This window comes from Streptomyces macrolidinus, from assembly GCF_023887685.1.
Classification (GTDB): Bacteria; Actinomycetota; Actinomycetes; order Streptomycetales; family Streptomycetaceae; genus Streptomyces; species Streptomyces macrolidinus.
Window position 1 is genome coordinate 199,959 of the sequence record NZ_JAMWMR010000001.1, and the last position, 25,387, is coordinate 225,345.

24 protein-coding genes and 1 pseudogene are annotated in these 25,387 nt (G+C 69.5%); 6 read left to right on the forward strand and 19 right to left on the reverse strand.

Going from position 1 to position 25,387, the window contains the following annotated elements; all coding sequences use genetic code 11:
* Window positions 1–109 precede the first annotated feature (109 nt).
* From NGF19_RS00965 to NGF19_RS00985, 5 genes are all read right to left on the reverse strand, one after another.
* Entirely contained in the window at window positions 110–706 is a 597-nt protein-coding gene (locus NGF19_RS00965) for a TetR/AcrR family transcriptional regulator (protein ID WP_252421441.1), read from the reverse strand.
* Window positions 707–770: 64 nt separating this feature from the next.
* On the reverse strand, window positions 771–1,571 hold the full coding sequence (locus NGF19_RS00970; protein WP_252421442.1) for a sugar phosphate isomerase/epimerase family protein: 801 nt from the start codon (window positions 1,569–1,571) through the stop codon (window positions 771–773).
* Window positions 1,572–1,627: 56 nt separating this feature from the next.
* Window positions 1,628–1,852 (reverse strand): DUF397 domain-containing protein, encoded by a 225-nt coding sequence (locus NGF19_RS00975; RefSeq protein WP_252421443.1) that lies wholly within the window; start codon window positions 1,850–1,852, stop codon window positions 1,628–1,630.
* A 34-nt stretch (window positions 1,853–1,886) separates the two neighbouring features.
* Window positions 1,887–2,114: a DUF397 domain-containing protein gene (locus NGF19_RS00980; protein WP_252421444.1), complete on the reverse strand. Its 228-nt coding sequence runs from the start codon at window positions 2,112–2,114 to the stop codon at window positions 1,887–1,889.
* A complete protein-coding gene (locus tag NGF19_RS00985) occupies window positions 2,098–2,928 on the reverse strand; it encodes a helix-turn-helix domain-containing protein (RefSeq protein WP_252421445.1) in 831 nt (276 codons plus the stop codon). The genes NGF19_RS00980 and NGF19_RS00985 overlap by 17 nt, the downstream gene beginning before the upstream one ends.
* A gap of 139 nt (window positions 2,929–3,067) precedes the next feature.
* On the opposite strand from NGF19_RS00985, the gene NGF19_RS00990 reads away from it, so the two are divergent.
* From NGF19_RS00990 to NGF19_RS01005, 4 genes are all read left to right on the forward strand, one after another.
* Window positions 3,068–3,397, forward strand: a complete 330-nt coding sequence (locus tag NGF19_RS00990; protein ID WP_252421446.1) for a hypothetical protein — start codon at window positions 3,068–3,070, stop codon at window positions 3,395–3,397.
* 63 nt (window positions 3,398–3,460) lie between these two features.
* Complete coding sequence (locus NGF19_RS00995) at window positions 3,461–3,916, forward strand: hypothetical protein (protein WP_252421447.1); 456 nt, start codon at window positions 3,461–3,463, stop codon at window positions 3,914–3,916.
* A 261-nt stretch (window positions 3,917–4,177) separates the two neighbouring features.
* Window positions 4,178–4,486 (forward strand): type II toxin-antitoxin system RelE/ParE family toxin, encoded by a 309-nt coding sequence (locus NGF19_RS01000; protein ID WP_372505548.1) that lies wholly within the window; start codon window positions 4,178–4,180, stop codon window positions 4,484–4,486.
* A gap of 10 nt (window positions 4,487–4,496) precedes the next feature.
* On the forward strand, window positions 4,497–4,847 hold the full coding sequence (locus NGF19_RS01005; protein ID WP_252421448.1) for a helix-turn-helix domain-containing protein: 351 nt from the start codon (window positions 4,497–4,499) through the stop codon (window positions 4,845–4,847).
* Window positions 4,848–5,125: 278 nt separating this feature from the next.
* On the opposite strand, the gene rbsD is transcribed toward NGF19_RS01005, so the two are convergent.
* The 5 genes and pseudogenes from rbsD to NGF19_RS01030 all read right to left on the reverse strand — a co-directional run bounded on the left by rbsD (window position 5,126) and on the right by NGF19_RS01030 (window position 11,095).
* Window positions 5,126–5,515, reverse strand: a complete 390-nt coding sequence (gene rbsD / locus NGF19_RS01010; RefSeq protein WP_252421449.1) for a D-ribose pyranase — start codon at window positions 5,513–5,515, stop codon at window positions 5,126–5,128.
* On the reverse strand, window positions 5,512–6,411 hold the full coding sequence (locus NGF19_RS01015; RefSeq protein WP_252421450.1) for a ribokinase: 900 nt from the start codon (window positions 6,409–6,411) through the stop codon (window positions 5,512–5,514). The genes rbsD and NGF19_RS01015 overlap by 4 nt, the downstream gene beginning before the upstream one ends.
* 140 nt (window positions 6,412–6,551) lie before the next feature.
* Window positions 6,552–8,524: pseudogene (locus tag NGF19_RS01020) on the reverse strand (ABC transporter permease/substrate-binding protein).
* Window positions 8,514–10,052 carry a sugar ABC transporter ATP-binding protein gene (locus NGF19_RS01025; protein WP_252421451.1) on the reverse strand — a complete coding sequence of 513 codons (1,539 nt, stop codon included), beginning with the start codon at window positions 10,050–10,052 and terminating at the stop codon, window positions 8,514–8,516. The pseudogene NGF19_RS01020 and the gene NGF19_RS01025 overlap by 11 nt, the downstream one beginning before the upstream one ends.
* Entirely contained in the window at window positions 10,049–11,095 is a 1,047-nt protein-coding gene (locus tag NGF19_RS01030) for a LacI family DNA-binding transcriptional regulator (protein WP_252421452.1), read from the reverse strand. Before NGF19_RS01030 ends, NGF19_RS01025 begins: the two co-directional genes overlap by 4 nt.
* 293 nt (window positions 11,096–11,388) lie before the next feature.
* Between NGF19_RS01030 and recD2 the strand changes: the two genes are divergently transcribed.
* A complete protein-coding gene (gene recD2, locus NGF19_RS01035; RefSeq protein ID WP_252421453.1) occupies window positions 11,389–13,662 on the forward strand; it encodes an SF1B family DNA helicase RecD2 in 2,274 nt (757 codons plus the stop codon).
* 308 nt (window positions 13,663–13,970) lie between these two features.
* A complete protein-coding gene (locus NGF19_RS01040; protein WP_252421454.1) occupies window positions 13,971–15,260 on the forward strand; it encodes a citrate synthase in 1,290 nt (429 codons plus the stop codon).
* Window positions 15,261–15,995: 735 nt separating this feature from the next.
* Here the strand turns inward: NGF19_RS01040 and NGF19_RS01045 are convergent.
* The 9 genes from NGF19_RS01045 to iolB form a co-directional block, all read right to left on the reverse strand.
* The gene (locus NGF19_RS01045) at window positions 15,996–16,235 is read right to left on the reverse strand and encodes a heavy-metal-associated domain-containing protein (protein WP_252421455.1); all 240 of its coding nucleotides are present in this window, start codon (window positions 16,233–16,235) and stop codon (window positions 15,996–15,998) included.
* A gap of 49 nt (window positions 16,236–16,284) precedes the next feature.
* On the reverse strand, window positions 16,285–17,235 hold the full coding sequence (locus NGF19_RS01050; protein WP_252421456.1) for a PrsW family intramembrane metalloprotease: 951 nt from the start codon (window positions 17,233–17,235) through the stop codon (window positions 16,285–16,287).
* Between the two features lie 145 nt (window positions 17,236–17,380).
* On the reverse strand, window positions 17,381–17,581 hold the full coding sequence (locus NGF19_RS01055; RefSeq protein WP_308288439.1) for a helix-turn-helix transcriptional regulator: 201 nt from the start codon (window positions 17,579–17,581) through the stop codon (window positions 17,381–17,383).
* A gap of 349 nt (window positions 17,582–17,930) precedes the next feature.
* Window positions 17,931–18,485: a chaplin gene (locus tag NGF19_RS01060; protein ID WP_252421459.1), complete on the reverse strand. Its 555-nt coding sequence runs from the start codon at window positions 18,483–18,485 to the stop codon at window positions 17,931–17,933.
* Between the two features lie 158 nt (window positions 18,486–18,643).
* Window positions 18,644–18,835, reverse strand: coding sequence for a chaplin (locus NGF19_RS01065; RefSeq protein WP_252421732.1), 192 nt, complete (start codon window positions 18,833–18,835; stop codon window positions 18,644–18,646).
* 285 nt (window positions 18,836–19,120) lie between these two features.
* Window positions 19,121–20,527 (reverse strand): APC family permease, encoded by a 1,407-nt coding sequence (locus NGF19_RS01070; RefSeq protein ID WP_252421461.1) that lies wholly within the window; start codon window positions 20,525–20,527, stop codon window positions 19,121–19,123.
* Window positions 20,528–20,899: 372 nt separating this feature from the next.
* Window positions 20,900–22,402: a CoA-acylating methylmalonate-semialdehyde dehydrogenase gene (gene mmsA, locus NGF19_RS01075; protein WP_252421463.1), complete on the reverse strand. Its 1,503-nt coding sequence runs from the start codon at window positions 22,400–22,402 to the stop codon at window positions 20,900–20,902.
* 14 nt (window positions 22,403–22,416) lie between these two features.
* Window positions 22,417–24,300: a 3D-(3,5/4)-trihydroxycyclohexane-1,2-dione acylhydrolase (decyclizing) gene (gene iolD, locus NGF19_RS01080; protein ID WP_252421464.1), complete on the reverse strand. Its 1,884-nt coding sequence runs from the start codon at window positions 24,298–24,300 to the stop codon at window positions 22,417–22,419.
* A complete protein-coding gene (gene iolB / locus NGF19_RS01085; RefSeq protein ID WP_252421465.1) occupies window positions 24,297–25,235 on the reverse strand; it encodes a 5-deoxy-glucuronate isomerase in 939 nt (312 codons plus the stop codon). Before iolB ends, iolD begins: the two co-directional genes overlap by 4 nt.
* Between the last annotated feature and the right edge of the window lie 152 nt (window positions 25,236–25,387).

Sequence of the window (25,387 nt, forward strand, 5' to 3'; positions counted from 1 at the left end):
CTCCTTTGATTATGGATCGGTCAGTTCAAAACGAAGGTGTACGTGAACCCCGTACGAGCAGGCGCACGTGTCAGTGGATCAATGGATCAATGGATCAATGGATCGGTGGTCAGTGAGTCAGGGCGTCCAAGGTGACTTCGGCGATCGATTCCAGGGCGGCCTGGTCCGCGCCGCCCTGACTCGCGATGCGCATGCCGCCGATGGCCGCGTTGACGAAACGGGCCAGCGCCCCGGCGTCGCGGGTGGAGGTGATGCTGCCGTCTCGGCGGCCCTCCTCGATCACCGCACGCAGGGCTGCCAGTCGACGGGCGGTGTCACGCTCCAGCATCCGTGCCGCCTGCGCGTCCCGGCCGGCCAGTTCGACCGTGGTGTTCACCGTCAGACAGCCCAGGCTGCGGCCACCTGCCCGGTGCTCTGCCTCGCCCTCCACGATCACGGCGAGCAAGGTGCGGATGCGGTCCGCGCCGCTGAGTCGCGCATCCTCCAGAATGGCCCGTTGGTTGATCGTCGTGGTGTCGATGTAGTGGGCCAGCGCGCGTGTGAACAAGTCGTGCTTGCTCTTGAACGTGTTGTAGATGCTGCTGCGCCCCAGCCCCGTCGCCTCGCACAGGTCCTGGGTGGATGTGGCCTCGTAGCCCTTCTCCCAGAATGTGCGCATGGCCGCGCCCAGGGCCCGCTCTTCGTCGAACATCCGTGGTCGGGCCATGTGGTGAGCTTAGTCATTTTGGACCGTGCGTTGCAATACGGCGTGGACGGCTCGGGCGCGCTGGTCAAGCAGAGTCGTTCAGCAGCCGGTCCAGATGTTCCCGCCCCCGAGCGAGCAGTCCTGGCAGCGGTGTCACCGACTCGTACCACCGCTTCTCATACTCCCAGCACAGCCAGCCGTCCCAGTGGTGCCGGGAGAGGACGTCCACGCACTCGGTCAGCGGCAGTACGCCCGCGCCGAGCGGGAGCGGGGTGGTGTCGTCGGCGGACGCGATGTCCTTGACCTGTACATAGCCGAGGTACGGGGCCAGCGCGGCGTACGTCTCCTGCGGCTGCTCACCGCCCAGCCAGGTGTGCATCACGTCCCACAGCGCGCCCACGTACCGGTGACCGACCACCCCGAGGACGCGGGTCGCGTCGGCGCCGGTGCGGTGCGAGTCGTGGGTCTCCAGCAGGATCCGTACACCGAGACCGGCGGCGTACTCGGCGGCGACACCGAGGCGCCGGGCGGCGGTGGCATCAGCCTCTCCGGGCGGCTGGTCGGTGTCACCGCCGGGGAAGACGCGGACGAAGGGGGCGCCGAGGTCGCGGGCGAGGTCGAGAAGCGCGCGGATGTCGGTGAGTACGGGCTCGTCGTCACCGGGCGCGGCCACCCGGGTGTACCCCGCCACCGCCAGGATCTCGACCCCGGCGTCCCTGAATTCCCGTACCACGTCCGCTCGTTCGCCCGGCCCGATACCGGGGTGCACCGGCTCCTCCGGGTGCGCGCGCAGTTCGACACCGTGATAGCCGTGCGTGGCCGCGAGATGGACCACGTCACGTACGGGCAGCCCGGGGACGCCGAGGGTGGAGAACGCCAGCTTCATGCGCACGGACGCTACCCGTCGCCCGCGCCGTCCGCCCCCGGGCACGCCGCGTGGGTTCAGCCGCTGATGCGTCCTTCTTTGACGGCGGTGACGAACGAGGTCCAGCCGTGTGCAGAGAAGACCACGGCCGGACCCGTGGCGGCCTTGCTGTCGCGGACGGGTACGACGGCGTGGCCGGATGCGATCTCCACGCAGTCGCCGTTGTTGCCGCCGCTGTAGCTGGACTTGTACCACCCTGTGAGGGTGGACGCGTCGGAGACGGTGTGCTCACTGCTGACCATGTGCATGCTCCTCTGCTGCGCTGTGGCCGAGACTTCAGCCGTCGATGTGTCCTTCTTTGACGGCGGTGACGAACGAGGTCCAGCCGTGCGCCGAGAAGACCACGGCCGGGCCCGTGGTGGCCTTGCTGTCGCGGACGGGTACGACGGCGTGGCCACGGGCTACTTCGAGGCAGTCGCCTTGGCTGCCGCCGCTGTAGCTGGACTTGTACCACCCCGTGAGGATGGACGCGTCGGAGATGGTGTGTTCACTGCTGACGACCATGTAGGTGTTCCTCCGCTGCCGCTCTGACGAGGGCCAGTGACTCCTGTTGCGACAACGCGTCGCTCAGAGCCAGAGCGTAGGCGGTCTGACTGGCGGCCACCAATGCCGGATGGTCCATCAAGTTGCCAGTGAGGAAGCCTTCCACGTAGGCGACCGGGGCGGAGTCCTCGAAGCTCATGAGCGTGAGGTAACTCTCCAGCAATGCATGCGCCCCGGCGCCGTACGGAAGCACGTGCAGCCGCAGCCGCCCCGCCTCGGCCAGCTCTGCGATCTTGTGTAGTTGCTTGCTCATGACCTGCGGGCCGCCGACGCAGCGCCGCAACACAGCCTCGTCGAGCAGCGTCCAGATGACCGGCTGTGCGGGGCCTTCAAGGATGCGACGACGCCCTGTTCGGATGACAACAGCCTCGTCAAGTTCCTCGGTGGTGTAGTTGGCCCTGTAGGCGCGGAAGACGGCCCGCGCGTAGTCCTCGGTCTGGAGCAGTCCGGGAACCAGTGAGAGGGCGAACTGCCGGATCACCGCAGCCTGTTGTTCAAGCTCGGCCACGGTCGCGAAGAAGTCGGGGTGCTTCGACTCCAGGTCCTCCAACCACCGCTCGAAGAACCCGTCCGTCCCGAGCGCCCGATCGATCCGTCGTGCGTCGTCGGGCTTGGGCAGCCGCCTCCCCGCCTCGTAGTGACTGATCAGCGTGGGCGAGCACACGATGATCTCGCTCAGTTGCTCCTGTGTGAGCCCGGCCGCGATCCGCCGCAGCTTCAACTCCTCCCCGTACTTCTCGCGAGGCGTCCGAGGCGTACGACATGTGTTGTCCATGTGGGCCAACTCCCTGCTCTGACTGGCGCGATGTCATCCCCCGGCTACTGGCAGCGTAGCCAGCGCGGCGTCAGTCTGTGAGGGATTCGCTACTGAACGCAATGCCACGAAAGTGTGGCCGACCTGGAGAGCAGCTGAAGTGACAGACATCGGACGCCTGTTGCCCTGGACGAACGTGGAGGGCAAGCCCTGTTACCTCGTGGGTGGCGGGAAAGGCTACGTATCGCGCCTCGCGGACCAGATCGAGACCGTGCAGCTCGGCATGGCGGGCACCCTTCTCGGTCACGCCGACGAACTCCTGGCGGAGCGCCGGGTGACCGACGCGGAGCTGCACTATCTGGCCCGGCGGCTCAGCGAGTCCCTGCGAGACGTCAAGAGGGTCGCGGACAGCCGCGGGGCGCGGCTGGCGCGGTTGGCCATGGCGGCGGACGACGATGCGTCAGCGAAGGAAGCGCGCAGCACCCCGTGAACTGCCGTCCACCCAAACGTGCTTGGATCGTGGGACGTGGTCAACAGGCAAGGAACGGGGAACATGTTCAAGAGGCTTCGGGTCGCGGTCGTGGGAGTCGCGGCGGCGGCGCTGCTGACGGGGTGTGGCAGCGACAGCGGAGACACCGGTAAGAGCGCGGGCGACGACACGGGCAAGGCGCCCGCGTCGAAGACCGCTTCTCCGGCCGGCAAGTCGGGCGGGGCGACCCATGAGGTGACGCTCCAGGTGACCGGTAGCGGCACGACACAGGTCATGTATCACGCGGCCAGCAGCAGCTACGGGGAGCAGCAGCAGCTTCCGTGGACCAAGACGGAGACGGTCGAACTCACCGAGGCCGAGCAGAAGGTCGGCTACCTGGTGTTGGTCACGCCCGGCTCGGTCAAGGCGGCGGACGGGACACTGAAGATGGCCGGCTGCGTGATCAAGGTCGACGGCAAGCAAGTAGCCGACAACGACGACGGCAACACCGCCAAGCCCTGCAAGTACAAGATCAAGTAGCCGCCCCGGCGCGGGTGTGGCACATCCAGTAGACGTGCCACACCTGGCCTGAGGTGCAGGCGCGGGCTCAGGCGAGGCTGCGTGACTCCTGGGGCGTCCGGAAGTTGAGCTCATGGGCAAGGTTGGTTGCGACAGCGTGCGCGGACCGGCGGCTTGCTGGTGTTTAAGGAATTCCTTAACTTTGTGGTGTGGGTGCTGAGGAGAGTCGTTTTGGGCTGGGCGATCAAGGTGACCGATGAGTACGCGTAGTGGTTCAGGCTCCTGATCAAGGAGGATCTGGGTTCGGCCTCCCAGGTCGCGCAGGCTGTGGCCGCCCTGCGCGAGGCGGGGCCGACCTTGGGGCGCCCCCTCGTGGACCGGTTGAAGGGCTCGGAACTGCACCATCTGAAGGAGCTGAGGCCGGGGTCGGGTGGGCGCTCCGAGATCCGGATCGTCTTCGCCTTCGATCCGACTCGCTCGGCCCTGCTGCTCCTCGGCGGTGACAAGGCCGGAAGCTGGGAGCGCTGGTACCGCGACAACATCCCGCTGGCCGAGCAGCTCTACCACGATTACACCAGCGACGAGGACTGAGGGAGTGGGCATGCCCAGGAAGGCTGCGCAGGACTGGGAGGTCCTGGAGCAGGAGTTGTACGCGGCAGGCGTGAAGCCCGCCGAGGTGGAAGGAGGGTCTCGTCGGCTTCTTGCCGAGGCACGTGGCCACCAGCTCGCCGAGGCGCGCAAGCAGGCCGGGCTGGCCCAGCAGGAGGTGGCATCCCGCATGAGCGTCAGTGTCGCCCGGGTCTCCCAGATCGAGCACGGCGAAGGGGCCACCCTGGACGTCATCGCCCGCTACGTGGAGGCGCTCGGCGGAAGGCTGGACCTGGTCGCGGACTTCGGCGACCACACCCTGCGCATGCCGGCCAGCGGCAATCAGGGCAGCGCGGCGGCGTAGCAGCCGTTTCCCATCGAGCATGCGCCCCGTGCTGAAGACAGGTAGGTGATGTCCCCGACGAGCTTCGTGCCGGGCTCGGCGGCGGTGAAGTCGCGCCCGACCAGATCCGGCGCCGGGGCGGCCCGGCATCCCGCCCGGCCAGGTACCGGCGCTTGCGGCGGGTGAGGGGGAACTTCACCAGCACCCTCGCCGACCTGTGCGGACAGCTCACCGTCCACCGCGAGGCCCGCTCCGTTGCCTGCTTCCTCGACCTCACCGCAGTGGTATGTGACGACCCGTCAGAAGAAGACCCCGCAGCGAAGCAGCACGTTCGCGTACGGCCGTGCCTCGCCCGTACGCACGACCAGGCGCGCGTCCGCCGTCAGTTGCTTCAGCTTCTCGTGCGGGACCAGGTCCAGGTGCGGGAAGTGGTGGTCGAGGAGCGCGGACGCCTCCGGGTTCGCGTCGCGGATCTCCCGCGCCGCCGTCGCGCCCTCCACCACGAGTTCGTCCAGGAGGCCGTCCAGGACCTCCGCGAAGGACGGCACCCCGGCGCGGAACGCCAGGTCCACCACGCGCGGGCCCGCCGGGATCGGCATCCCGGCGTCGCACACCAGCACGCCGTCCGTGTGCCCCAACTCCGCGAGCGCGCCCGCGAGATGACGGTTCAGAATTCCGGCCTTCTTCACAGTGCCGCGACCTCCTTTGCGGTCGGGTAGGACTCCTGGGCGCCGGGGCGTGTGACCGCGATCGCGCCCACCCGGGCCGCGTACGCCGCCGCCTCCGTCGGTGCGGCGCCCGTGCCCAACTGCCAGGCCAGCGCCGCCGTGAACGCGTCGCCCGCGCCGGTCGTGTCGACCGCGTCGACCTTCACGGACGGCACCCGGGTCATGGTCTCGCCGCTCGCCACCAGCGCGCCCTCCGCGCCCAGGGTCACCACGACCGAGCGCGGACCGAGGGCCAGCAGCGCCTTCGCCCAGTCCTCGGGCGAGCCGTCCAGCGCACCGCCCGCGATGACCCGCGCCTCGTGCTCGTTCACGATCAGCGGGTCGCACGCGGCGAGCACCTCGGCGGGCAGGGGCCTCGGCGGCGAGGGGTTCAGTACGAAGCGGGTGTCGGACGGCAGGTTCCGTACGACCTCCACGACCGTCTCCAGCGGGATCTCCAACTGCGCCGAGACCACCCGGGAGGCGTGCAGCAGGCCGCTCGCGGCCCGGACGTCCTCCGGGGTGAGCCGCCCGTTGGCGCCCGGCGACACCACGATGCTGTTGTCCCCCGAGGGGTCCACCGTGATCAGCGCGACCCCGGTGGGCGCACCGCCGACCAGGACGCCCACGCTGTCGACACCGGCCGCGCGTTGCGTGTCCAGCAGCAGCTTGCCGTGCGCGTCGTCGCCGACCCGCGCCAGCAGCGCCGTACGGGCACCGAGGCGCGCGGCGGCCACCGCCTGGTTCGCGCCCTTGCCGCCCGGGTGGACGACCAGGTCGGAGCCGAGCACCGTCTCCCCGGCCGCGGGCCGTCGCTCCACCCCGATCACGAGGTCGGCGTTGGCCGAACCCACGACCAGGAGGTCGTAGTCGTACATGAACTGTCTCCCTACGGATCTCTACGGACCCCTACGGATCCCGCGGATTCCCATGGACTCGGTCGGAACCGACCGGTGCCACGGCCGCGGGCGGCGCGTCGTGCGCGGCCCGCGGCCATGGCGGACGGACGGGACTCGGATCAGCCGGTGAACTCGGCGACGTTGCCCTTGGTGACGACCTTGACCGGCACCTTCACCGTGCTGTCGATCTTCTTGCCCTTGGCGGCCTTCACCGCGTTCTCCACGGCGAGCTTGCCCAGCAGCTTCGGCTGCTGCGCCACCGAGGCGAGCAGGGTGCCGTCCTTGACCGCGGTCAGACCGTCGGGCGTGCCGTCGAAGCCGACGACCTTGACCGACTTGCCGGCCTTGCTGCCCAGGGCCTTGATCGCGCCGAGCGCCATCTCGTCGTTCTGCGCGAAGACGCCGTCCACGCCCGGGTGGGCCTGCAGCATGTTGGTGGTGACGTCCAGACCCTTGGTGCGGTCGAAGTCGGCCGGCTGAGAGGCGACGACCTTGATGCCCGGGTACGCCTTCAGGCCCTCGGTGAAGCCCTTGCCGCGCTCGTTGGCGGCGGAGGTGCCGGAGGTGCCCTGGAGGACGAGGATGCTGCCCTTGCCGCCGAGCGCCTCGGCGATGGTCTTCGCGGCGAGCTTGCCGCCCTCGACGTTGTCGGAGGCGACGGTCGTGGCGACATCGGCCTTGTTGACCGTGCGGTCGGCGGCGACGACGGGGATGTTCGCGTTGTTCGCGGCCTTGACGGACGGGCCCGCGGCGTCGGAGTCCACCGGGTTGATGATGATCGACTTCACGTTCTGGCTGGTGAAGTTCTGTATCTGGTTGCCCTGCTGCGAGGCGTCGTTCTGGGCGTCGGTGACGGTGAGGGAGACGCCTTCCTTCTTGGCCTCGGCCTGGGCGCCCTCCTTGAGCTGTACGAAGAAGGGGTTGTTGAGGGTGGAGACCGACAGGCCCACCTTCAGGTCGGAGGAGTCCGAGGACCCGGAGTTGCAGGCCGTGGCGGTGAGGGCGAGCGTGGCGACGGCGGCGACGGCGACCGAGATCTGCTTGGTGCGCATGGTTCTCTTCCTTGCGGGTGAGGGGTGATTCCGTGGGGAGGGGGAAGCGAGGGGCGAGGAGCCCGTTACGCGCGTCGGCGCAGCGTGTCCACGAGGACGGCGAGCGCGATGACGACACCGATGACGACCTGCTGCCAGAAGGCCGAGACCGAGAGCAGGTTGAGGCCGTTGCGGAGCACCGCGAGGATCAGCGCGCCGATGAGCGTGCCGGACGCCTTGCCGACACCGCCGGAGAGGCTGGCGCCGCCGATCACGACCGCGGCGATGGCGTCGAGTTCGTAGCCGGAGGCCGCCTGCGGCTGCGCCGAGGCCAGCCGGGAGGCGAGGACGATGCCCGCGACGGCCGCGAAGCCGCCGGCCAGCGCGTAGATGACGAGCTTCTGGCGCTTGACGCGGATACCGGAGAGCCGGGCGGCCTCCTCGTTGCCGCCGATCGCGTACATGGTGCGGCCGATGTACGTACGGTTCAGCACGACGGCGGTGATCAGACCCATCACGATCATCACCAGGACCGGCACCGGCAGCCAGCCGCCGATGGTGGTGCCGAGCCGGGACACCGAGTCGGGGAACGCGATCGGGCTGCCCTGCGAGATGACCAGGGAGAGGCCGCGGCCCACCGACAGCATGGCGAGGGTCGCGATGAAGGGCGGCAGCTTGCCGAAGGAGATGAGCGCGCCGCTGACCAGACCGCAGGCGACACCGGTGGCGAGGGCGAGCAGGACCGAGATCCAGACCGGCAGGCCCTGGGTGGTCGCGGTGTACGCGAGGACGGTGGCCGAGAGCGCGGCGACCGAGCCGACCGACAGGTCGATGCCGGCCGAGACGATCACGAAGGTGACACCGAAGGCCAGGATCGCGGTGACCGCCGCCTGGACACCGACGTTGAGCAGGTTCTGGGTGGCCAGGAAGTCCCCGGACAGGAACGACATCGCCACGGCCAGGACGATCAGGGCGGTGAGCGCGCCGTTGTCGGAGAGCATGCGGCGCAGCACGGCGGCCCTGCCCGTGTCCGTACTGCTCTTGAGCGTGTCAGTGGCCACGGGAGACCTCCACATCCTTTACTGCTGTGTTCGTTGTTGCTGCGGCGCTGACGGCCAGCGCCATCACGGCGTCCTGCGTCGCGTCCTGCGCGGCGAGTTCGCCCGCGATCCGGCCCTGGGACATGACCAGGACCCGGTCGCTCATCCCCAGGACCTCGGGGAGGTCACTGGAGATCATCAGAACGGCGTGACCGGAGGCGGTCAGTTCGTTGATGAGTTGGTAGATCTCGACCTTGGCGCCCACGTCGATACCGCGGGTCGGCTCGTCGAGGATGAGCACCTTGGTGTCGGCCAGCAGCCACTTGCCGATGACGACCTTCTGCTGGTTGCCGCCGGACAGGGTGCCCACCCGCTGGTGCAGCCCGGCCATCCGGACCTTGAGCTGCTCGGAGATCGTGGCGGCGGCCCGCCGCTGTCCGGCCCGGTCGACGAACCCGGCGCGGCTCGCGCGGCCGAGCGTCACCAGGCCGAGGTTCTCCTGCACGGTCGCGTCGAGCACCAGGCCCTGGCCCTTGCGGTCCTCGGGGACCAGGCCGATCCCGGCGTCCATGGCCGCGTTGACGTCGTGCCGACGCAGCGGCTTGCCCTGCACCTCGACGGTGCCAGAGTCATAGGGGTCGGCGCCGAAGACGGCGCGCACGACCTCGGTCCGGCCCGCGCCGACGAGGCCCGCGAGGCCGACGACCTCGCCGGCCCGCACCTCGAGGTCGACGTCGTGGAAGGTGCCGGCCCGGGTGAGCCCGCGGACCTTGAGCAACGGCGCCCCGGCGTCCCCGCGTTCGCGCGGGTACTGCTGCTCGATGCTCCGGCCGACCATGAGCCGCACCAGTTCGTCCTCGGGGGTGGAGGCGGGGACCTGGTCGATGCTGCGGCCGTCGCGCAGGACGGTGACGCGGTCGCCGAGGGCGGCGATCTCCTCCAGGTGGTGCGTGATGAAGACGATGCCGACGCCGTCCTCGCGCAGCTTGCGCACGATCCGGAAGAGCTTGTCGACCTCTTCGGTGGTCAGGACGGCGGTGGGCTCGTCCATGATCAGCACGCGCGCGTCGAGGCTCAGCGCCTTGGCGATCTCGACCATCTGCAGCCGGGCGATGCCCAGTTCACGGACCTTGGTACGGGGATCGACGTCGACGCCGACGCGGGCGAGGAGTTCGGCGGCCCCGCTGTTCATCCGCTTACGGTCGATGAACCCGAAGCGGCGCGGCTGACGGCCCAGGAAGATGTTCTCGGCGACGGTCAGGTCGGGAACGAGGTTGAACTCCTGGTAGATCGTGGCGATGCCGAGACGCTCGGAGTCCTGCGCACCCTGGATGCGCACCTCCTTGCCGCCGACCGTGATCCGCCCGGAGTCGGGGCGGTAGGCACCGGAGAGCATCTTGATGAGCGTGCTCTTGCCCGCGCCGTTCTCACCGAGCAGCACATGCACCTCGCCCCGGCGCAGATCGAAGTCGACGCTGTCGAGCGCCACCACGCCGGGAAAGGTCTTGCGTATGCCTTCGATGCGTAGCAACTCGTCCGGGTTGCTCACGACGTGCTCCTTTGCAGGGGGGAGGGCTGCGCGGTGGGGGTCTGCGCAGCGGACGGCTCGCCGCACGAGCGACGTACGACGAGACGGGCGGGGAGGGTGACGGACCGGGCGGTCCGTCCTTCGACGCGGTCGATGAGCGCGCGCACGGCGGCCCGTCCCAACTCGGCGGTCGGCTGGGCGATCGCGGTGATCGCCGGGTCGGTGTGCACGAACCAGGGGATGTCGTCGAACGCGGCGAGCGCGATGTCGTCCGGGATCCTCAGGCCGCGCGAGCGGATGGCGTCGAGCGCGCCGAGCGCCATCAGGTTGTCGGCGGCGAACACCACCTCGGGCGGTTCGGCCAGGTCGAGGAACCGCTCGGTGGCCCGGCGTCCGCTCTCCGCCTGGAAGTCGCCCTGGCCTATATAGGCATCGGGGAGGGGGAGTCCGTACTCGCCCATGGCCACGCGGAACGCCTGGACGCGTTCGCTGCCGGTGGTGGTCGCCGCCGGTCCCGCGATGATCGCGAGCCGCCGGTGGCCGAGCGCGTACAGGTGGGCGACCAGGTCGTGGACGGCGGCCCGTCCGTCGGCGCGTACGACGGGGACGTCGACGCCCGCGATCCAGCGGTCGACGAACACCATGGGGGTGCCGGTCTTCGCGGCGTTCAGCATGAGCGGGGAGCCGCCGTCGGTGGGGGAGACGAGCAGGCCGTCGATCCGCCGGTCCAGCAGGGTGCGTACGTGGTGGTCCTGGAGGTCGGGCCGTTCGTCGGCGTTGCCGATGATCACGCTGTAGCCGAGCGCGCGGGCCTCTTCCTCGACCGAGCGGGCCAAGTGCGCGAAGTACGGGTTGAGTACGTCGCTGATGACCAGGCCGAGGGTGCGGGTCTCATGGGTGCGCAGGGAGCGGGCGACGGCGTTCGGCCGGTAGCCCAGCGCCTCGACGGCGGCCCGGACGCGGGTCCGCGCGTCGCTGCTGACCGACGGGTGGTCATTGAGGACACGCGAGACCGTGGCGACAGATACGCCCGCCACGGCGGCAACGTCCTTGATGCTCGCCATCGCCGGAAACACCTCCTTGTGAGTCCGTTCGCGCAGACCGGCCGTGGAATCGTTTACACGGCCGATACGAAGGATTGGAATCGATTACATGAGGGTGAAGCAAGGGTGAACGGCGGGTCGAGACCTGATTGTGACCTCATGTGAGCAGGAGCGCTCAGATGAGCGGATCGGGGATGGCGATCCGTCACCGAGCGGAATCGCAACAGGACCTGGGCGTATCCCCGCCGGTCGGAACCCGGGCTTATCCCCCCCGCCCGTCCCCGGTTGTCGGACCCCGGCGGTAGCGTCGGATCATGCGCAAGGAGGCGAGCGGGGCGGGGCAGTCGAGCGGCGAGCGGCAGTGGTCCGTACTGGAGGGCGTCCTCGAGCGGATCACGTACGCCAACGAGGAGAACGGCTACACGGTCGCCCGGGTCGACACCGGCCGCGGTGCGGGCGATCTGCTCACGGTCGTCGGCGCCCTGCTCGGCGCGCAGGTCGGTGAGTCGCTGCGGATGGAGGGGCGTTGGGGCTCCCACCCCCAGTACGGCAAGCAGTTCACGGTGGAGAACTACACGACGGTCCTGCCGGCCACGGTCCAGGGCATCCGCCGCTATCTCGGCTCCGGCCTCGTCAAGGGCATCGGCCCCGTCTTCGCCGACCGCATCACGCGGCACTTCGGCCTCGACACCCTGACGATCATCGAGGAGGCGCCGAAGCGGCTCATCGAGGTGCCGGGGCTCGGCCCGAAGCGCACCAAGAAGATCGCCGAGGCCTGGGAGGAGCAGAAGGCGATCAAGGAGGTCATGCTCTTCCTCCAGACCGTCCAGGTCTCCACGTCCATCGCGGTGCGCATCTACAAGAAGTACGGCGACGCCTCCATCTCCGTCGTCAAGAACCAGCCCTACCGCCTGGCCGCCGACGTCTGGGGCATCGGCTTCCTCACCGCCGACAAGATCGCCCAGTCCGTCGGCATCCCGCACGACAGCCCCGAGCGCGTCAAGGCGGGCCTGCAGTACGCCCTGTCGCAGTCCGCCGACCAGGGCCACTGCTATCTCCCGGAGGAGCGGCTCATCGCGGACGCGGTCAAGCTCCTCCAGGTGGACACGGGCCTGGTCATCGAGTGCCTCGCCGAACTGGCCGCGCCGCCCGAGGGCGACGCCGACCCCGGTGTCGTACGGGAGAAGGTGCCCGCCCCCGACGGCGGCGACCCCGTCACGGCCGTCTATCTCGTCCCCTTCCACCGTGCCGAACTCTCCCTGTCCGCCCAGGTGTTGCGCCTGCTGCGCACGGACGAGGACCGGATGCCCGTTTTCCGGGACGTGGTCTGGGACAAGGCGCTCGACTGGCTCAAGGGGCGTACGGGCACGGACCTCGCGCCCGAGCAGGAGGAGGCCGTCCGGCTGGCGCTGACCGAGAAGGTGGCCGTGCTGACGGGCGGGCCCGGCTGCGGCAAGTCCTTCACGGTGCGGTCCGTGGTCGAGCTGGCGCGCGCCAAGCGGGCCAAGGTCGTGCTCGCCGCGCCCACCGGCCGGGCGGCCAAGCGGCTCTCGGAGCTGACGGGCGCCGAGGCGTCCACGGTGCACCGGCTGCTGGAGCTGAAGCCGGGCGGCGACGCGGCCTACGACCGGGACCGCCCGCTCGACGCCGACCTGGTCGTGGTCGACGAGGCGTCGATGCTCGACCTGCTGCTCGCCAACAAGCTGGTCAAGGCGGTGCCGCCGGGCGCCCATCTCCTCTTCGTCGGCGATGTCGACCAGTTGCCGAGCGTCGGCGCCGGGGAAGTGCTCAGGGATCTCCTCGCCGACGGCAGCCCGGTCCCCGCCGTCCGTCTCACCCGCGTCTTCCGCCAGGCCCAGCAGTCCGGCGTGGTCACCAACGCGCACCGCATCAACGCCGGGCAGCATCCCCTGACCGACGGTCTGAAGGACTTCTTCCTCTTCGTCGAGGACGACACGGAAGCGGCGGGCCGGCTCACGGTCGACGTGGCCGCGCGGCGGATCCCGGCCCGGTTCGGCCTCGACCCGCGCCGGGACGTGCAGGTCCTCGCACCCATGCACCGGGGACCCGCGGGCGCGGGCACGCTCAACGGCCTGCTCCAGCAGATGATCACCCCCGCCCGCCCCGACGTGCCCGAGAAGCGGTTCGGTGGCCGGGTCTTCCGCGTCGGCGACAAGGTCACGCAGATCCGCAACAACTACGACAAGGGCGAGAACGGCGTCTTCAACGGCACCGTCGGCGTGGTCACTTCGCTGAACCCCGACGAGCAGCGCCTGACGGTGCTGACGGACGAGGACGAGGAGGTCCCGTACGACTTCGACGAACTGGACGAGCTGGCGCACGCGTACGCCGTGACCATCCACCGCTCGCAGGGCAGCGAGTATCCGGCCGTGGTGATCCCGGTCACCACGGGTGCATGGATGATGCTCCAGCGCAACCTGCTGTACACGGCGGTCACCCGCGCCAAGAAGCTCGTCGTGCTCGTCGGCTCACGCAGGGCGATCGGTCAGGCGGTGCGCACGATGTCGGCGGGACGACGCTGCACGGCGCTGGACTTCCGGCTCTCGCCCCGGCCGGTGGAGGACTGACACGGGCCTTGGCGGGTCTCGGCGGGGTCTCGGTGGGGGCTGGGGCGGGGGCCCGGTGAGGGCCTCGATGGGGTCCCGGTGGGGGTCTCGGTGGGGCATCGTGAAAAATGATCGATCAAATGAGTCGGAAAGGTCACACAGCTCTTCCGGAACCGCTCAGCGGCGGGCAGGATGAGCAGGTTGGCGGCACTCAGTGCCGCGAATGAGCCCAATGGTCGACCCCGAGTGCACTCTCCTGCGCCAAATGGGGGATGGTAGAGACAGTCAGGGCACCTCGAAGATGAGGCACTATGTCGGTGAGGGAAGACGTGAGCGACAACTCTGTAGTACTGCGGTACGACGGCAGCGAGTACACCTACCCGGTGGTCGACAGCACCGTCGGCGACAAGGGCGTCGACATCGGGAAGCTGCGGGCCCATACCGGTCTGGTGACGCTGGACAGTGGGTACGGCAACACCGCCGCCTACAAGTCCGCCATCACCTATCTCGACGGTGAGCAGGGCATCCTTCGGTACCGCGGCTACCCGATCGAGCAGTTGGCAGAGCGCTCCACCTTCCTGGAGGTCGCCTACCTGCTGATCAACGGCGAGCTGCCGACGGTCGACGAGCTCTCCACCTTCAAGAACGAAGTCACGCAGCACACCCTGCTGCACGAGGACGTCAAGAACTTCTACAAGGGCTTCCCGCGCGACGCGCACCCGATGGCGATGCTGTCCTCGGTGGTCTCCGCGCTGTCCACGTTCTACCAGGACAGCCACAACCCCTTCGACGAGAAGCAGCGCAACCTCTCGACGATCCGGCTGCTCGCCAAGCTGCCGACGATCGCCGCGTACGCCTACAAGAAGTCGATCGGCCACCCGTTCGTCTACCCGCGCAACGACCTCGGCTACGTCGAGAACTTCCTGCGGATGACCTTCTCGGTCCCCGCCCAGGAGTTCGACCTGGACCCGGTCGTCGTCTCCGCGCTGGACAAGCTGCTGATCCTGCACGCCGACCACGAGCAGAACTGCTCGACCTCCACGGTCCGCCTGGTGGGTTCGTCGCAGGCCAACATGTTCGCCTCGATCTCGGCCGGCATCAACGCGCTGTGGGGCCCGCTGCACGGCGGTGCCAACCAGTCCGTCCTGGAGATGCTGGAAGGCATCCGCGACTCCGGCAACGACGTCGACACCTTCATCCGCAAGGTGAAGAACAAGGAGGACGGCGTCCGCCTGATGGGCTTCGGCCACCGGGTCTACAAGAACTTCGACCCGCGCGCCCGGATCATCAAGGCCGCCGCCCACGACGTGCTCTCCGCGCTGGGCAAGGACGACGAACTCCTCGACATCGCCCTCAAGCTGGAAGAGCACGCGCTGTCCGACGACTACTTCGTCGAGCGCAAGCTCTACCCGAACGTGGACTTCTACACGGGCCTGATCTACCGCGCGATGGGCTTCCCGACCGAGATGTTCACGGTCCTGTTCGCCCTCGGCCGGCTGCCGGGCTGGATCGCCCAGTGGCACGAGATGATCAAGGAGCCGGGTTCGCGCATCGGCCGTCCGCGCCAGATCTACACCGGCGTGGTCGAGCGCGACTTCGTGCCCGTCGAGGAGCGCTGAGCCGCTCCGCGGACACCTGAGGCGTACGCCGTCACCGCACAGCGGCGTATGCCGGGTTCGCCCCCGGCGACAACCGAAGAGTGAGAAGAAGCGGAAGGCGCCCTGACGCCGGTCCCCCCACGGGCCGACCTTCAGGGCGCCTTCCCGTGTCCCGGTGCGGATTCCCCCCACGGGATCCGGCCGGGCGTTACGGGACAGCGCCTGAATCGCTGTCGGCACACCGGGCAGCGCCCGGCATGCCTCCGCGGCGCGGTCTGCCGGGACGCGCACGGACGGGAGGGCCGCTCAAAGCTCCCCGGTGTACGTGCCCCGGCAACGCCGTTTCCCGGGAACGTCCCCCAAGACATCCCCAGATGTCAGCAACGCCCCCCAAGACGCCACTGACATCGCCAACTTAGACTCACGAACCCCACCGTTGGTTACGTTGACATCACTGTGATCTGCGTCTCTTGCGCAAGGTGCGACCATGCGAGGTGAACGAAGCCCCGGTCTGGCGAACAGGGGCCCAGCGTAAGGATGATGCGCGAACCTTGTGAAGAGCTTATGTGAGGCGCTCGTGGGACTCCAGTGCCCCGGCAGGCAACGTTCCGTACGCGAACACTTCCTGCCGGGGCGCTGGTGGTTCGGCCGCCCGTGCCGGGCCGCCGGGCAACGCGACAGGCCGTGCCGCGCCGACGTCGTCGGGGGACGAGGTCGGGCGCGACACGGCCTGTCGCGGAGGGTGCTGCGGGTGGTTCAGGCCTTGCCGACGAGCTCGTAGCCCGCCTCGTCGACGGCGGCGCGCACGGCCTCGTCGTCCAGGGGTGCGGCGGAGACCACCGTGACCTCGCCGGTCGAGGCGACGGCCGTGACCGAGGTGACACCGGCGATCTCGGAGACCTCGCTGGAGATGGCGCCTTCGCAGTGCCCGCAGCTCATGCCGCTCACCTTGTAGACGGTCGTCACGGAACCCGGGGTTTCGGTCTGCGCGCTCATGTCGTGCTCCTCAGTGAGGTGTGTGGCTGACGTTGCTCACACTATACCCCTAGGGGGTATCTGTCCACGAGGGTACCCGGCGGGTCAGGGAACGCACCCAGAGGAGGCCGAGCAGGCATACGGCGATCAGCTCGCCCGTGGAGAAGAACACGAAGAACTGCCGCTGCTCCGGCGTGGGAGCGGGGATCTGCCCCTGCGTGAAGAACGAGTGATCGAGCTGTGCGCCCGTCATCAGCGCGGACACCCAGATCGCGATGCCGTGGGCCGAGTTCCACAGCGCGTGCAGCAGGGAGACGCCGAGATAGGTGGTGATCACGGGGGCGGTGCAGGAGAAGCGCCCGTTGCGGCGCCGCAGGGAGAGCAGGGCGGCGCCCGCGATCGCCGTCCACAGGCCGTGCCCGAACGGGGCGAGGATGCCGCGCAGGATCTCGGTCTCCAGCAGCGCGTGCAGATCGATGCCCTCCATGGAGACCGCCGCGTTGAACGCGTACCCCGAACTCTCCAGGGCCGCGAAGCCGAAGCCGACGGTCGCACCCAGGACGAGGCCGGTGCGCAGCCCGCGCAGCCGGGTGTGCCGCCGCAGGACGAACATCAGGGCGGCGAGCTTCGCGGCCTCCTCGATCAGGCCGACGCCCGCGAACATCCACAGGGACGGGTGCAGCAGGTAGTACTCCATCATCGACGCGCCCAGCACGCCGAGCGTCCCGCCGGTCAGGAAGCAGCCGAGGATCACGTTCACACCGAGGTCGCGGCCGTGCTGCTCGTAGGCCCACAGTACGAAGGTGACGGGCGTCAGGAAGCTGCCGAGCAGGATCACGGTCGGCAGCAGGGTGGTGTTGTTCGTCGCGTACGTGACGATCGCGGTCAGGGTCCACAGGAGCAGGCCGCCCCACAGCGACCGTTTCCAGAGGCCGGCGCGGATGCGTGGGTAGCGCGGAGGGGGCTGGCGAGGGACCTGGACGCGCGCGGTCGGGGTGCCGGGTGGCGGGGACTGGGTCACTGCGGCTCCCTCGGTTCGGCCTCTTTGTCCGAACTTTAGGGTGGGGCCGAGTGTGTCGCAGTCTGGGATGGTTTCTTCGGGTGGGCGCTCGGCCGGTCGGGGCCGCGCGGGTGGCCCGCCCCGACGGGACGGGCCACGGGGCGGCTCAGGTCGCGCCGCGGTTGCGGTTGCCGGGGCGGGCGGCGACCCAGGCGCGGACCGTGTCCGCGTACCAGTACGGTCTGCCGCCCTCCACATGGTCAGGCGTCGGCAGCAGCCCGTGTTTTCGGTACGACCTCACGGTGTCGGGCTGCACGCGGATGTGTGCGGCGATCTCCTTGTAGGACCAGAGCCGACGGTCGGTCATCATCAAGCACCTCCCCGCGCGCGCCACGGCGGCGACCGGGGGAGGTCGTCCGGGGGAGCCGGGCGCTGCGCTGGCGATCACGAAGCCTGTGCTCGGTCAACGACGGGGCCGCGCGGACGGAAGGGCCTGTGAACCGGGTGTGACACAAGCCCTGCGGAGGCGGGACATCTGTGACAGCAGCGAGTTCTTTGTGACACAGATGATGAAATCCGGTGCGCGTGCCGCCGTTTCAGCGGTGTCCGCGCAGCACAAGGCGCCGCCCGCGCGGGAGGCGGACGGCGCCGTGGAGGCTCACCGGTGAGAGTGAGGGCGGTGGATGCCGGGCGCGAAGTGCCTGGCACCCCTGGGGCTACCAGCGGGAGACTCGGGCCCGCCGGTACAGGATCAGCCCGCCGGCCAGCAGGGCGACGCTGACGGCGGACGCGGCGATCATGTCCTCGCTGCCGGTCTCGGCCAGGGCGGGAGCCTGGTGCGAGAACGTGGAGGGGACGACGTCGGTGTGCGGGGCGGCGGGGGTGGACGGCGGCCGGTGTTCGCTGCGCTGCGGCGGGATCCGGTGGTGAACGAAGTGCCCGCCGTTCGGCGTGTGGTGGTGGTGTTCCACGGGGGCGGCCGGGGGGACGTCCGCGGCGATCGGAACGGCGGGGGCGTCGGGAGTATCGGCCCCGTTCGCACAGGAGTTGCCGAACGTCGGGTTCAGAAGGCCGATCACGTCCACCGAATTGCCGCAGGCATTGATCGGGATGTTCACCGGAACCTGGATCGTATTACCGGAGGCGACGCCGGGTGAATCGTTCGTGGCGCCTTCGGCGAGTGAGTCCGCGTACACCGGGTTGCCGCACAGGGACAGAATTCCTGTCGCGGCGGCAGCCGCGACCATTCCCCTGCTCAGGGTCTGTCGCAATCTCGTTGTCTTCCTGCTGGTAGTAGTGGGAGAACTAGGAAGGCCGGTGAGCCGGCAAACCGGCGAGCCGGCCCTGGAATCCGACGAGGGCACTCCAAGGCCGGCCGTGACACGGCCGGGCGACTGGCGAGACGCAGCAGCCGCTGCCGGCTACGGCGTCAGTGGTTCACGCAGGTGTTGCCGGCGGTCGGGTTCAGCAGCGCGATGATGTCGATGGAGTTCCCGCACAGGTTGATGGGGATGTCCACGGGCACCTGGATCACGTTGCCGGACAGGACGCCCGGGGAGTGGGCGGCGGCGGCCTCGGCGCCCGCGTCCGCCATGGCCGGGGCGGCCAGCCCGAGCGACATGATCGCGCCGGCGACAACGGCAGCGCTCTTCTTGTGCTTCACGAAGTTGTCCCTTCTGCAGTCGTGCCCCTGTTGACGGCCGAAACCGAGCGAGCGCAGCCTGAACGGCTCGCAACACGACGTGCGGACTGTGAAACGAGGAAATGGGGCCCGAAGCAACTCGGGAATGCGAAGCGCCGCGCAATTCACTCGAATGCTGCAGCCTGAATTACGCGGGAACGACAGCGCCCTTGCCGCCTTTCGCAGGGCGAGGCGGCAAGGGCGAGGGGGGAGCGGGAGCGGGGGCTAATCCTGGACGTCGTCCGGGAGCGACACCAGCCAGCGGGTGTCGCGGCGCGGACGCAGATACAGGGCCCAGTACACGGTGGCCACCGCGGTGATGCCGCCCGTCCACAGCAGGTAGCTCACCTCCTGCAGCGTGAGGACGTACACCAGGACCACGATCAGCAGGATGGGCACCGCGGGCCACAGCGGCATCCGCCAGGCGGCCTGGTGGCGGTGCGCGCCGCGCCGGGCGAGCAGGGCGGCGACCGCGACGAGCAGGTACATCGCGGTCACCGAGACGCCGGTGACGCCGTAGAGGGTGTCCAGGTTCACGAAGCACAGGAGCGCGCCGGGGACGCCGACCAGGAGGGTGGCGACCCAGGGGGAGCCGAACCGGCCGAGCCGGGACAGGGCGTTGTTGACGGGCTCGGGCCAGGCCTTGTCACGGGCGGAGGCGAACAGCACCCGGGAGTTCTGGATGACCATGACGATGCCCGCGTTGATGATCGCGAGGGCGACGCAGAGGCTCACGAAGGTGCCGACGGCGGAGTTGGACCAGGCGGTGACCATGCCGCTGAGGTCGCCCTCGGTCAGGGCCTTGATGTCGGAGGCGCCCATGGTGATCGCGACGACCGGGACCAGGATGATGACCGCGGAGATGGCGAGGGTGGCGAGGACCGTGCGGGCGACGTTGCGGCGCGGGTTCTCCAGCTCCTCGGAGAGGTAGACGGCGGTCGAGAAGCCCTGGGTGGCGAAGAGGGCGATGGCCAGACCGGAGATGACCAGCATGGCGGTCACGGTGTCGGTGTGGCCGCCGGAACCGGCGACCTGCATCGAGACGAGGCTGTCGACGCCGCGCTCGCTGTGCGCGAAGCCCAGCAGGGCGACGACGCCCGCGGCCACGACCTCGAGGACCAGGAAGATGCCGGTGATCCAGGCGTTGGCGCGCAGGTCCAGCAGACCGGCGAGGGTGGCGAGGAGCATGACGGCGGCGCCGGTCATGGCCGGGTCGAGGTGCACGATCGGGGTGAGGTAGTCCGCCGTGCCCATCGCGATCACCGGCGGGACGACCATGACGACCAGCAGGGACATCACGAAGACCAGCCAGCCGGCGAGGCGTCCGGCCAGGGTCGAGACCATGGCGTACTCGCCGCCCGCGCTGGGGATGAGGGTGCCCAGCTCCGAGTAGCAGAACGCCACGGCGATACAGAGGACGGAGCCGATGGCGATCGTGAGGGCGGTGGCGGTGCCGAGCGAGCCGAACAGGTCGGGGATGACCACGAAGAGCGTGGAGGCGGGCGTCACGCAGGACAGCGTGAGCAGAGTGCCCCCGACGACGCCGATGGAACGCTTGAGCTTCTGAGGACCCTGGGGGCTGTCGGACACCTCGAGGGTGGAGGCCTCGACAGGGCGGAGCGTGTCGGTCATACGTGGTTCCGATCGACTGGTGCAGGTGGTGTTCGGTCGGGAGCGCTATCGCCTCCGGCGGCTCGCGTGGAACTTCATTCGTCCGCTCCCGGCGCAGATGCAACCCTGCGAAAACCCTTGCGTCAATGGGTGTTTACCTTCGGAATCCGCACTCGCAGGGCGGCCTGTGAGGCATCGCATTCCCAGGGTCCGGCGCCCCAATGGCTCATTCATCAAGCCCTGTTGGTGCGTGACCTTGGTTTCAAAGGCCAAGGGTGCATCCTGCCTGGGGTACCCGTTTCATGCCTCGTACGCGGGAATCGCAGGGGTGGCGTTAAAAAAATGTCAGGCCGTCCGATATTCGGACGGCCTGACGGGCGTTCAGGGATACGCTCAGTGGTTGCGCGGGAACCCAAGGTCGACGCCCGCCGGGGCGTCCGCCGGGTCGGGCCAGCGGGTGGTGACCACCTTGCCGCGGGTGTAGAAGTGCGTGCCGTCGTTGCCGTAGATGTGGTGGTCGCCGAAGAGCGAGTCCTTCCAGCCACCGAAGGAGTGGTAGCCCACCGGTACCGGGATCGGCACGTTCACGCCGACCATGCCCGCCTCGATCTCCAACTGGAAGCGGCGGGCGGCGCCGCCGTCGCGGGTGAAGATCGCGGTGCCGTTGCCGAACGGCGAGGCGTTGATGAGGGCGACGCCCTCCTCGTACGTCTCGGCGCGCAGCACGCACAGCACCGGGCCGAAGATCTCGTCCTGGTACGCCTTCGCCGTCGTCGGCACCTTGTCGAGGAGCGAGATGCCGATCCAGTGGCCGTCCTCGTAGCCGTCGACCGTGTAGCCGGTGCCGTCCAGGACGACCTCGGAGCCCTCCGCCGCGGCGCCCGCCACGTAGGAGGCCACCTTGTCGCGGTGCGCCTTGGTGATCAGCGGGCCCATCTCGGAGGTCGGGTCGTTGCCCGGACCGATCTTGATCTTCTCGGCGCGCTCGCGGATCTTCTCCACCAGCTCGTCGCCGATCGAACCGACGGCCACCACCGCGGAGATGGCCATGCAGCGCTCGCCCGCGGAGCCGTACGCCGCCGAGACCGCCGCGTCCGCCGCCGCGTCCAGGTCCGCGTCCGGGAGGACCAGCATGTGGTTCTTCGCGCCGCCGAGCGCCTGGACGCGCTTGCCGTTCGCGGAGGCCGTGGTGTGGATGTAGCGGGCGATCGGGGTGGAGCCGACGAAGGAGACCGCCTTGACGTCCGGGTGCGCAAGGAGCCGGTCGACGGCCACCTTGTCCCCGTGGACGATGTTGAAGACGCCGTCCGGCAGGCCCGCCTCGGCCAGCAGCTCGGCCAGGCGCATCGCGGCCGAGGGGTCCTTCTCGGACGGCTTCAGCACGAACGTGTTGCCGCACGCGATGGCGATCGGGAACATCCACATCGGAACCATCGCCGGGAAGTTGAACGGCGTGATGCCCGCGACGACACCCAGCGGCTGCCGGATCGCCGCCACGTCCACCCGGCTCGCCACCTGCGTGGACAGCTCGCCCTTGAGCTGCACGTTGATACCGCAGGCCAGGTCCACGATCTCCAGACCGCGGGCCACCTCACCGAGCGCGTCGCTGTGCACCTTGCCGTGCTCGGCGGTGATCAGCTCGGCGATCTCGTCGCGGTGCGCGTCCAGCAGCGCACGGAACTTGAAGAGGATCGAGGTGCGCTGCGCCAGCGAGGAGCTGCCCCAGGTCCCGTACGCCTCCTTGGCCGCCGCGACGGCCGCGTCCACCTCGTCGACGCTCGCGAAGGCGACCTTCGTGGTGACCGCGCCGGTCGCCGGGTCGGTCACCGGCCCGTACGTACCCGACGCGCCTTCGACGGTCTTCCCGCCGATCCAATGGTTGACGATCTTCGTCATGCCCAAGAACTCCTTCACAGATGGCGGCGTCGGGTCGAGACGTGCCGGTCGTACTCCTCGCGCGCCTTGACCGCCGACGAGCGTGTCGCGGTCTCGGCCACGGGAACATCCCACCAGGCCTCGGCCGAAGGCGCTCCCGACACTGTGTCTGCGGTTTCGGTCTCCACGTAGACACATGTGGGAGTGTCGGCGTCGCGGGCCTCGGTGAGGGCGGCACGCAGGTCCCGTACGGTCGTGGCGCGCAGCACGCGCATGCCGAGACTGGCCGCGTTGGCGGCCAGGTCCACGGGCAGCGGCGCCCCCGTGTACGTACCGTCCGCCGCCCGGAAGCGGTAGTCGGTGGCGAACCGCTCGGCGCCCACCGACTCCGACAGGCCGCCGATGGACGCGTACCCGTGGTTCTGCACCAGCAGGACCTTGATCGGGATCCGCTCCTGCATCGCGGTGACGATCTCCGTCGGCATCATCAGATACGTGCCGTCGCCGACCAGCGCCCACACGGGACGGCCGGGCGCGGCCAGCGACACCCCGATCGCGGCGGGGATCTCGTAGCCCATGCACGAGTAGCCGTACTCGAGGTGGTACTGGTCGCGCGAGCGGGCCCGCCACAGCTTGTGCAGATCGCCGGGGAGCGAACCGGCCGCGTTGATGACGATGTCGGAGGCGTCCACCACTGCGTCCAGCGCCCCGATGACCTGCCGCTGCGTGGGCCGCGTGTCCGGCTGCCCGGCCGCGAGGCAGAGGTCCACCTGCCGCTCCCAGTTCCGCTTGCCCTCCGTGTACCGCGCGACGTACGCGGGATCGACGCGGTGGCCGTGTGCCTCCAGCGCCTCGGTGAGCGCTTCGAGAGCGCCGCGCGCGTCGGCGACCAGGGGCAGCCCGGCGAGCTTGTGGCCGTCGTACGGGGCGATGTTGAGGTTGAGGAAGCGGACGCCGTCGCCGGTGAAGAGGGTGCCGGAGGCGGTGGTGAAGTCGGTGTAGCGGGTGCCGACGCCGATCACCAGGTCGGCGGCGCGGGCCAGTTCGTCGGCGACCGCCGTGCCGGTGTGGCCGATCCCGCCGACGTCCTGGGGATGGTCCCAGCGCAGCGAGCCCTTCCCGGCCTGGGTGGAGGCGACCGGGATGCCGGTGGCCTCGGCGAAGCGGGCGAGGGCGTCCTCGGCGCGGCTGTGGTGGACGCCGCCGCCGGCCACGACGAGCGGACGCCGGGCGGCGCGGATCGCCCGGACCGCCTCGGCCAGTTCCACCGGGTCGGCGCCCGGACGACGTACCGTCCAGGTCCGCTCGGCGAACAACTCCTCCGGCCAGTCGAAGGCTTCGGCCTGTACGTCCTGCGGCAGCGCGAGCGTGACCGCGCCCGTCTCGACCGGGTCCGTGAGAACGCGCATCGCCTGGAGGGCGGCCGGGATCAGCGCCTCGGGGCGGGTGATCCGGTCGAAGTACGCCGACACCGGGCGCAGACAGTCGTTGACGGACACGTCCCCGGCGCGCGGGAACTCCAACTGCTGGAGCACCGGGTCCGCGGGGTGGGTGGCGAAGACGTCGCCGGGCAGCAGCAGCACCGGGAGGTGGTTGACGGTGGCCAGGGCGGCGCCCGTGACCAGGTTGGTCGCGCCGGGGCCGATGGAGGTCGTCACGGCATGGGCGGACAGCCGGTTCGACTGCCGTGCGTACCCGACCGCCGCGTGCACCATCGCCTGTTCGTTACGGCCCTGGTGATAGGGCATCACTGCGCCGTACTCGACCAGCGCCTGCCCGACCCCCGCGACGTTGCCGTGGCCGAAGACGCCCCACGTCGCCGCGATCAGCCGCCGACGCGCGCCGTCCCGCTCGGTGTACTGGGCGGCGAGGAAGCGTACGAGCGCCTGGGCGACCGTGAGCCTCGTCGTCGAGGTCATCGGTATCTCCCCGTACTGTCCGTACTGTCCAGGTGGTGCGGGTGGAAGCGGATCCGCCACTGGCGTTCCTCGCCCGGCCCGGCCATGACGTTCAAGTAGTACATCGGGTGACCGGGCTGCGCGACGGACGGGCCGTGCCAGCCGTCGGGGACGAGCACGGCGTCACCGGTACGGACCTCGGCGAGGACGTCGGATCCGCCCTCGCGCGAGGGGAAGACGCGCTGGTACCCGAAGCCGTTCGGGCCCTCGATCTCGAAGTAGTAGATCTCCTCCAGCTCCGTCTCCTCGCCGGGCCGCGTCTCGTCGTGCTTGTGCGGCGGGTACGAGGACCAGTGGCCGCCGGGGGTGACGACCTCGACGGCGATGAGCTTGTCGCACGGGAAGGCGTCGGCCGCGGCGAAGTTGCGCACCTGGCGGGCGCAACTGCCGTTGCCGCGGTCTTCGACGGGAACCTCCGGCGCGGGGCCGTAGCGGGCGGGGAGTCGTCGCTCGCACTTCGCTCCTGCCAGGGCGAAGCGGCCTCCCACGCCGGAGGCGATCTGGACCCGGGCGTCGCGGGGCACGTACGCGAAGTCGGACGCCCCCGCGAACACGCCTTCCCTGCCCAGGAGTTGGAGCTTCACATCCTCTGTGTGCACGGTACAGCCGCCCTGGAGGGGGAGCACGATCCACTCGCTGTCGCCGGTCGCGAAGGTGTGTGTGCCGCCGGGAGGGAGGTGCAGGATCCGCAGGGCGGAGTGGCGCCAGTGCGCTCGCGCGGGGTCGATGTGGAGGACGTAGTCGGCGGTGGCGGTGGTGCCGTGGGGGAGGTACAGCTCGGCCCTCTCCGTGCGCGTGCGCGTGGACGCCTCGCGGAGAGCGTGCGCCCCCGAGAGGCCGGACCCCGCGACCTGCTCGCGCCCGTCGAACTCCTCGAATTCCTCGAACTCCGTCATTCGAGTTCCCCTCACATCGGCTGCCCCCAGGTCTAGCCGCGCCCCGGGAACCCTGTCAATACTTTGTCCGGACATTCGGACCAGTCTCGAACCGTTCCGCGCCGCCCCTGCGCCGACCCCGGATCGGCCCTGAATCGGCCCTGAATCGGCCC

What these genes read in the sequence shown, in the direction of transcription:
- NGF19_RS00965 (WP_252421441.1), bottom strand. Translation starts at nt 706, where the DNA reads ATGGCCCGACCACGGATGTTCGACGAAGAGCGGGCCCTGGGCGCGGCC.
- NGF19_RS00970 (WP_252421442.1), bottom strand. Translation starts at nt 1,571, where the DNA reads ATGAAGCTGGCGTTCTCCACCCTCGGCGTCCCCGGGCTGCCCGTACGT.
- NGF19_RS00975 (WP_252421443.1), bottom strand. Translation starts at nt 1,852, where the DNA reads ATGGTCAGCAGTGAGCACACCGTCTCCGACGCGTCCACCCTCACAGGG.
- NGF19_RS00980 (WP_252421444.1), bottom strand. Translation starts at nt 2,114, where the DNA reads ATGGTCGTCAGCAGTGAACACACCATCTCCGACGCGTCCATCCTCACG.
- NGF19_RS00985 (WP_252421445.1), bottom strand. Translation starts at nt 2,928, where the DNA reads ATGGACAACACATGTCGTACGCCTCGGACGCCTCGCGAGAAGTACGGG.
- NGF19_RS00995 (WP_252421447.1), top strand. Translation starts at nt 3,461, where the DNA reads ATGTTCAAGAGGCTTCGGGTCGCGGTCGTGGGAGTCGCGGCGGCGGCG.
- NGF19_RS01005 (WP_252421448.1), top strand. Translation starts at nt 4,497, where the DNA reads ATGCCCAGGAAGGCTGCGCAGGACTGGGAGGTCCTGGAGCAGGAGTTG.
- NGF19_RS01015 (WP_252421450.1), bottom strand. Translation starts at nt 6,411, where the DNA reads ATGTACGACTACGACCTCCTGGTCGTGGGTTCGGCCAACGCCGACCTC.
- NGF19_RS01030 (WP_252421452.1), bottom strand. Translation starts at nt 11,095, where the DNA reads ATGGCGAGCATCAAGGACGTTGCCGCCGTGGCGGGCGTATCTGTCGCC.
- recD2 (WP_252421453.1), top strand. Translation starts at nt 11,389, where the DNA reads ATGCGCAAGGAGGCGAGCGGGGCGGGGCAGTCGAGCGGCGAGCGGCAG.
- NGF19_RS01045 (WP_252421455.1), bottom strand. Translation starts at nt 16,235, where the DNA reads ATGAGCGCGCAGACCGAAACCCCGGGTTCCGTGACGACCGTCTACAAG.
- NGF19_RS01055 (WP_308288439.1), bottom strand. Translation starts at nt 17,581, where the DNA reads ATGACCGACCGTCGGCTCTGGTCCTACAAGGAGATCGCCGCACACATC.
- NGF19_RS01065 (WP_252421732.1), bottom strand. Translation starts at nt 18,835, where the DNA reads ATGTCGCTCGGGCTGGCCGCCCCGGCCATGGCGGACGCGGGCGCCGAG.
- NGF19_RS01070 (WP_252421461.1), bottom strand. Translation starts at nt 20,527, where the DNA reads ATGACCGACACGCTCCGCCCTGTCGAGGCCTCCACCCTCGAGGTGTCC.
- mmsA (WP_252421463.1), bottom strand. Translation starts at nt 22,402, where the DNA reads ATGACGAAGATCGTCAACCATTGGATCGGCGGGAAGACCGTCGAAGGC.
- iolD (WP_252421464.1), bottom strand. Translation starts at nt 24,300, where the DNA reads ATGACCTCGACGACGAGGCTCACGGTCGCCCAGGCGCTCGTACGCTTC.
- iolB (WP_252421465.1), bottom strand. Translation starts at nt 25,235, where the DNA reads ATGACGGAGTTCGAGGAATTCGAGGAGTTCGACGGGCGCGAGCAGGTC.